The sequence below is a fragment of the Bacillus sanguinis genome (genome assembly GCF_018332475.1).
GTDB lineage: Bacteria > Bacillota > Bacilli > Bacillales > Bacillaceae_G > Bacillus_A > Bacillus_A sanguinis.
Genome location: NZ_BOQB01000264.1, coordinates 1 through 5,514 on the forward strand (window position 1 = coordinate 1; position 5,514 = coordinate 5,514).

6 protein-coding genes and 2 pseudogenes are annotated in these 5,514 nt (G+C 34.0%); 2 read left to right on the forward strand and 6 right to left on the reverse strand.

The features are described 5' to 3' along the window. Positions 1-3: 3 nt before the first annotated feature. Together KI369_RS29790 and KI369_RS23355 are read left to right on the forward strand one after the other, a co-directional pair. A pseudogene (locus tag KI369_RS29790) lies at positions 4-372 on the forward strand (hypothetical protein); the annotation flags it as partial. Then, positions 372-440: pseudogene (locus KI369_RS23355) on the forward strand (PadR family transcriptional regulator); the annotation flags it as partial. The pseudogenes KI369_RS29790 and KI369_RS23355, both read left to right, overlap by 1 nt. A 101-nt stretch (positions 441-541) precedes the next feature. On the opposite strand, the gene KI369_RS23360 reads toward KI369_RS23355, so the two are convergent. From KI369_RS23360 to KI369_RS23385, 6 genes are all read right to left on the reverse strand, one after another. After that, the gene (locus tag KI369_RS23360) at positions 542-697 is read right to left on the reverse strand and encodes a DUF1540 domain-containing protein (protein WP_000046089.1); all 156 of its coding nucleotides are present in this window, start codon (positions 695-697) and stop codon (positions 542-544) included. Between the two features lie 73 nt (positions 698-770). Further along, positions 771-1,400: a Vat family streptogramin A O-acetyltransferase gene (locus KI369_RS23365; RefSeq protein WP_048560960.1), complete on the reverse strand. Its 630-nt coding sequence runs from the start codon at positions 1,398-1,400 to the stop codon at positions 771-773. Continuing rightward, positions 1,390-2,673 (reverse strand): MFS transporter, encoded by a 1,284-nt coding sequence (locus tag KI369_RS23370; protein ID WP_212957562.1) that lies wholly within the window; start codon positions 2,671-2,673, stop codon positions 1,390-1,392. The genes KI369_RS23365 and KI369_RS23370 overlap by 11 nt, the downstream gene beginning before the upstream one ends. A gap of 267 nt (positions 2,674-2,940) precedes the next feature. After that, positions 2,941-4,176 (reverse strand): cytochrome P450 family protein, encoded by a 1,236-nt coding sequence (cypA, locus tag KI369_RS23375; protein WP_212957563.1) that lies wholly within the window; start codon positions 4,174-4,176, stop codon positions 2,941-2,943. 159 nt (positions 4,177-4,335) lie between these two features. After that, on the reverse strand, positions 4,336-4,740 hold the full coding sequence (locus tag KI369_RS23380; RefSeq protein WP_212957564.1) for a hypothetical protein: 405 nt from the start codon (positions 4,738-4,740) through the stop codon (positions 4,336-4,338). Positions 4,741-4,889: 149 nt separating this feature from the next. Further along, on the reverse strand, positions 4,890-5,514 hold a 625-nt coding region (locus KI369_RS23385), incomplete at its 5' end, for a DUF3658 domain-containing protein (protein WP_212957565.1).

Genomic DNA, 5,514 nt, shown 5'->3' on the forward strand with positions numbered 1-5,514 from the left:
TATATGATAGATTATAGAATAATTTCAAGAGAAAACTATTCAAATAAGATTGGAGAGCTTGTAACAATGCTTGAACATACAAGAGATGTTACATTGAGCGAAATCTCCAATTTAAACCAAAGTGATTTAGATTTCTTACCAAACGGTAGTTCAAACACTATTGGTTCTCTCTTATCACATATTGCAGCGATGGAGTTTGTTCATCAAGTTATCTCGTTTGAAAAAAGAGATTTAACTGAAAGTGAATATCTAAAGTGGCGAATTTCTTTAGAACTTGGAGACAAAGCAAGGGAAGGAATAAAAAAGCAATCTTTAGATTATTATTTGAATGAATTATCACAAGTTAGAGAAAATACACTAACATATCTGAAATTGAATTTAGTAAATCACGTATTGAACACGAATTGCTCTGGATTACATCACTTATGAAGAAAATATAAAAATTAACAAGAAAAGTTAAAAATAATGAATGAAAATGAGATTTATTATCAATACTATAATTAATAAAAGGGCAACCACGATTTGGCTACCCTTCAAAAATTTATACTTCTGGATCGAAAGTTTTGCAATCTGTTTCTTCCGTAGTTGATGCATGTTTCCCTTTATGACTTACTACATAAATTGCATCTGCACTACATTTATTGCCATTAGCCCAAAATTTACAGTTGTTTACTTCACATAAAACGTCTTGTGCCATAGTATCACACCTCCTTGTTCTAATATCATTAACAAAATTCGGAGGTATGATACTCTTTGTCATGCATTTTTTATTACCTTTTTAGTTTTCTTAATGGTTCAATGTCCCCTTGTACAATAGCATCTATATTTTCTGTTATTTTTTCAATGTCAAAATGCCACCATTGAATTTGCAATAATTCTTCTACTATTGTATTTGTAAATCGTTCCTTTATTTTATTTGCAGGGTTTCCACCAACAATTGTATATGGTGCGACGTCTCTAGTCACAACAGATTTTGCTGCAATGATTGCACCATCTCCTATTTTTATTCCAGGCATAATCGTTGTATCCATACCAATCCATACGTCATTTCCTATAACTGTATCACCTTTGTAGGGTAAATCAGACAAATTAGGTGTATACTTCTCCCACCCATTTCCAAATATATTAAATGGATATGCCGAAAATCCATCCATCCGATGATTAGCTCCGTTCATAATAAAGGTAACTCCATTTGCAATACAACAAAACTTTCCAATAGTAAGATGATCTCCAAGAAATTCATAATGATGTAATACTCGATCTTCAAATGTTTCTCCATCTTTCGCATCATAATAAGAATAGTCACCAACAAGTATATTAGCTTTCGTTATTGTATTTTTTATAAAATGAACGTTTTGATTTCCTTCAATTGGGTATTTTACATTTGGATTAGGATTCATGTTGTACAGCACTTCCTTTACCATTTATTTCACTTTCTACCGCTATTACTGGCTTTAAATTGTATATAGGTAAAATAAATAATAATCCAATTATAAATAGTAAAGCTGTGCCCTCATACATTGTACTTAATGAGAACACCTCTTTTAATGAACCAGCAATACTCATTGTTACTACCATTGAACCGGTGAATAGTGGACTTAAAATGCCATTTACACGACCAATAAAATCTGTATCGCTGTTTTGAATAATGAGCGTATTAATACCTATTTGGATACATGGAAGAGCTAACCCACTAAAAAGTTGTGCTATAAGTGTCACCCATAAATTCGTCGAATAACCTATAATACCAATGCCGATCGCCTGACCGAGCATCCCTACAATTAACATCTTTTGCGGAGCAACATTTTTCGCAAATACCATCGCTAAAGCGCCACCAACAATCATACCCGCGCCATTTACTGTTAGTAACCATTGCAAACTCTCTTTTGATAACCCTAACTGCTCAGTCACAATAAATATACCTAATGGCTGAATTAATCCTATACCTAGTCCTGCTGCCATAAAACAAAGCCCTAACAAAGTTAATGCTTTTTTCTTTTTCACATATTTAATACCATCCAGCATCTCCTGCAATAGCGTGATTTCTTTCTTCTCAATATCATTCTCAAGATCTTTCGGAAGAAATAATAACACAGCTGCTGCTAGTAAAAAAGCGATTCCTGTTATGATAATTGAAATATAAATTCCAAAACTATGAAAAATAAATGTTCCAAGAATCGGCCCTAATATCATAAAAATCGCAAATATTGTTTGATATATAGACATCGCTAATTGGATCTGTTCCGCCGATAAATGCTGTTTAAACAATTTCATACCTGATGGTTGAGAAAACTGCGAAAGGATTGCAGAAATAAGCGTGACAAAAAACACGATTTTCCATGTTCCAAACATAAGTGTAATTAATACAGCGAATACTGAAATGGAACTTAACGTTTCACACCATATCATCGTCTTCTTTGGCTTCCACCTATCAGCAAAGGTTCCACCTATAAAGGAAAAGATGAAAATTGGAGCAAACTCAGCAACCGAAATCATTGAAATAGCAAAAGCATCACCTTTTGTCATTTCCATTACATATAGTAATACCGCAAAGTTCCGAACCCATATTCCAATTTGTAAAAATAATGCTGATGCAAGAATTCCTTGCACAAACCGATTTTTTAATACTTGTGATACCCCATTGTTTTGTTTCGTTACTACATTTGTCGACATAAAAAAGCCCCCTATTTCATGTTCTGAACAGGAGGCAGCACAAATCATATAAAAAGACTATATATTCGCAGAGCGAAATACATCCCTTTTCTATAAATGCACAGACTAACCCTATTCAGAAGAATATTTCGTTTTTTAACGAAGATCTCTTACAAATAGAATTAGTTGATCATTGGGATGTGTTCACCCTTCCTTTTCGAATTTAAATAACACATACATACTCTATGTAAAGCATTTTCGATGTATGCATGTCTTAAAATAAATATTCTAGAATGTTAATGGTAATTCCTCTAAAGAACGCATTAAATAATTACCTTGCCATTTAATATCTTCACGATTTCCTTTTATTTGCAAATCAGGCATTCGCTTAAACAAAGTAGTAATAGCAATCTTTGCTTCTAACTTAGCAAGCGGAGCTCCAAGGCAGAAATGACTACCATGACCAAAGGCAATGTGACGATTATTCTCCCGTGTAATATCGAATACTTCCGGGTTTTCGAATACTGCTTCATCACGGTTGGCGGAAGCTAATGCAATGACAACCATATCTCCTTTTTGGATTGTTTGGTCATGGATTTGAAAAGGTTCAGCCGCCCATCTTGAAGTTGTAACCTCAACTGGAGAATAATATCGTAATCCTTCCTCAATAGCTGCATCAATTAATTTTGGATTTTCTTTTAATAACTGTAATTGGTCCGGATTTTCAAGAAGTGCTAATACCGTATTTGTAATTAAATTTACCGTTGTTTCGTGTCCCGCCACAATTAGTAACATTATCATTGAATATAGTTCCCGAGCGCTAAGTTTATGCCCTTCACTTTCTGCAAGTATTAAAGCACTCACCAAGTCCTCTTTTGGTTCTTGTCTTTTAACATCAACTAAATATTGAAGATATGTAATAAACTCAGATAGTTGCTTTTCAGTTTCTTTTATTTCTTCTGGTGTTTCTGGGTAAGCAATGACAGCATGAGACCAAATTCTAAATTTCGCTTGATCTTCTTTCGGAATGCCGAGCATTTCACTTATTACAATAATCGGTAAAGGGAACGAGTAATCATCAACAAGATTTAATGAACCTTTGCGCTCGACTTCATTTAACAAATCATCTGCAATAACCTGTATTCTCCCTTCCAATTGCGTGATCATCTTCGGTGTAAAAGCTTTTTGCACAAGTGATCGTAAACGATTGTGATTAGGTGGATCTGAATTTAACATGTGCGTCGTTAAATAATCACTATTGTCAACAGTAAGAAACACATTCAATGTATCTTGAGAAAACACATTGGCCGGATCTTTTTTTAAGCGATTATCTTTTAAAAGTGGTAGCGCATCTTCATATCTTGTAATAAGCCACTCTGCACCTAATTCAGTTTTATTCACAAATAAAATGGGTTGCATTTTTCTTGATTCTTTATAAATCTCATATGCATCTTCTTTAAATTGCGCTGAAGCTAAATTAATGCCATCTTCTATTCTTCGGCCAACTTTATTTTTCATTGACATTGTATTCCCTCACTCTCATTTGTTTTTGAAAATGAACCAACATATGCATTATACGCTAATAAAAACGTGAAAATTGTAAATTTTTAATCAAAATCTTACTTCATATATTGAAAAATAAAAAAGTGAGGGAGTAAAATCTTTCTACTCTCTCACTTTTCTTTATGCGAAACACATGAAATTACTAATTTGTTGATAGCGGTAGCTTACTTTACGACGACGACCACCTTGCCAAGTGTAACCTGATACTCCGTTCCTTCTCACTTCAGTCGGGAAGAACCATAAGTCTCTTCCGAAAGGTCCTGGACGATGTAAACGTAAAAAGCCCCATCTTCCTAGACAGTTACACATCCATGATTTCATATTACCTGGTTGTGCTGGAGACGCAAATGTAGACGGTAACGACGGCGCTTGAGACGGTGGTGGTGACGTTGGCGCATCTTCCGCATCATCTGGTCTATAATCCTCTTGTTCCATATCTCTCAATTCATTTACAGATTCATACCCGTAGTTTTGTGGGTTATAATACATCTCTTGATTATATGGATAATTTTGCTGGTTATACATATTAACAAATCACCTACTTTTCATTCAGTACCTTTAACATTCATATGTGATAAGCACTCTATAGGAAGCTTATGTATAGCCTAAATTCAACAGAAAAATAAAGCTCGTATTTTAAAAATACGAGCTTCTTCATAATCGGAATAGATGTATTATTTTCTTAATTTCACACTATAAAAACGCATTTCATCTAACGAACCTTCAAATTCAAATACTTCTTGTTTAATTAATTCCTTTAAGCGATATTCTAAAAACGTATCGCCAACTAGCTGCTCTACATGACCAAGTGCTTCACCAATTACTCTAGGAGTTTTTAGGAACTCTCGATCCGCACCTATACTTTTCGCGCATTCAATAATAAATTGATCAAAATAATCTTCTTGTACAGAACGCACTTCATCGTCCGTCCAAACTCTTAAAAATTCCGTACTTTTCGATAGACTATCCCACTCATATTCATACTGCGTTCGGTTCTCTTCAGTTAAGTACGGAAATTCTGCCAAACCTTTTTGCAATAGAGCTAAACTTTCAGGTGCTAACTCTCCAGTTCCACGAATATCATATTCTTGTTTTAATATTTCTTTACTTGCTTCAGATGTATTCATAACGCGAATGTTTTTCTTATCTTTTAATTGCGCCATTACAAAACATAGGCCCACATGTTCATGTGCGTTATCGGCTTTCCAAATTGTAATAGGCGTTTCAATAGGGATAGTATATAGTTCTTCCATAGTTTCTAAAAAACTTGATAAATACTCTTCTTCAAAATAATTTTCA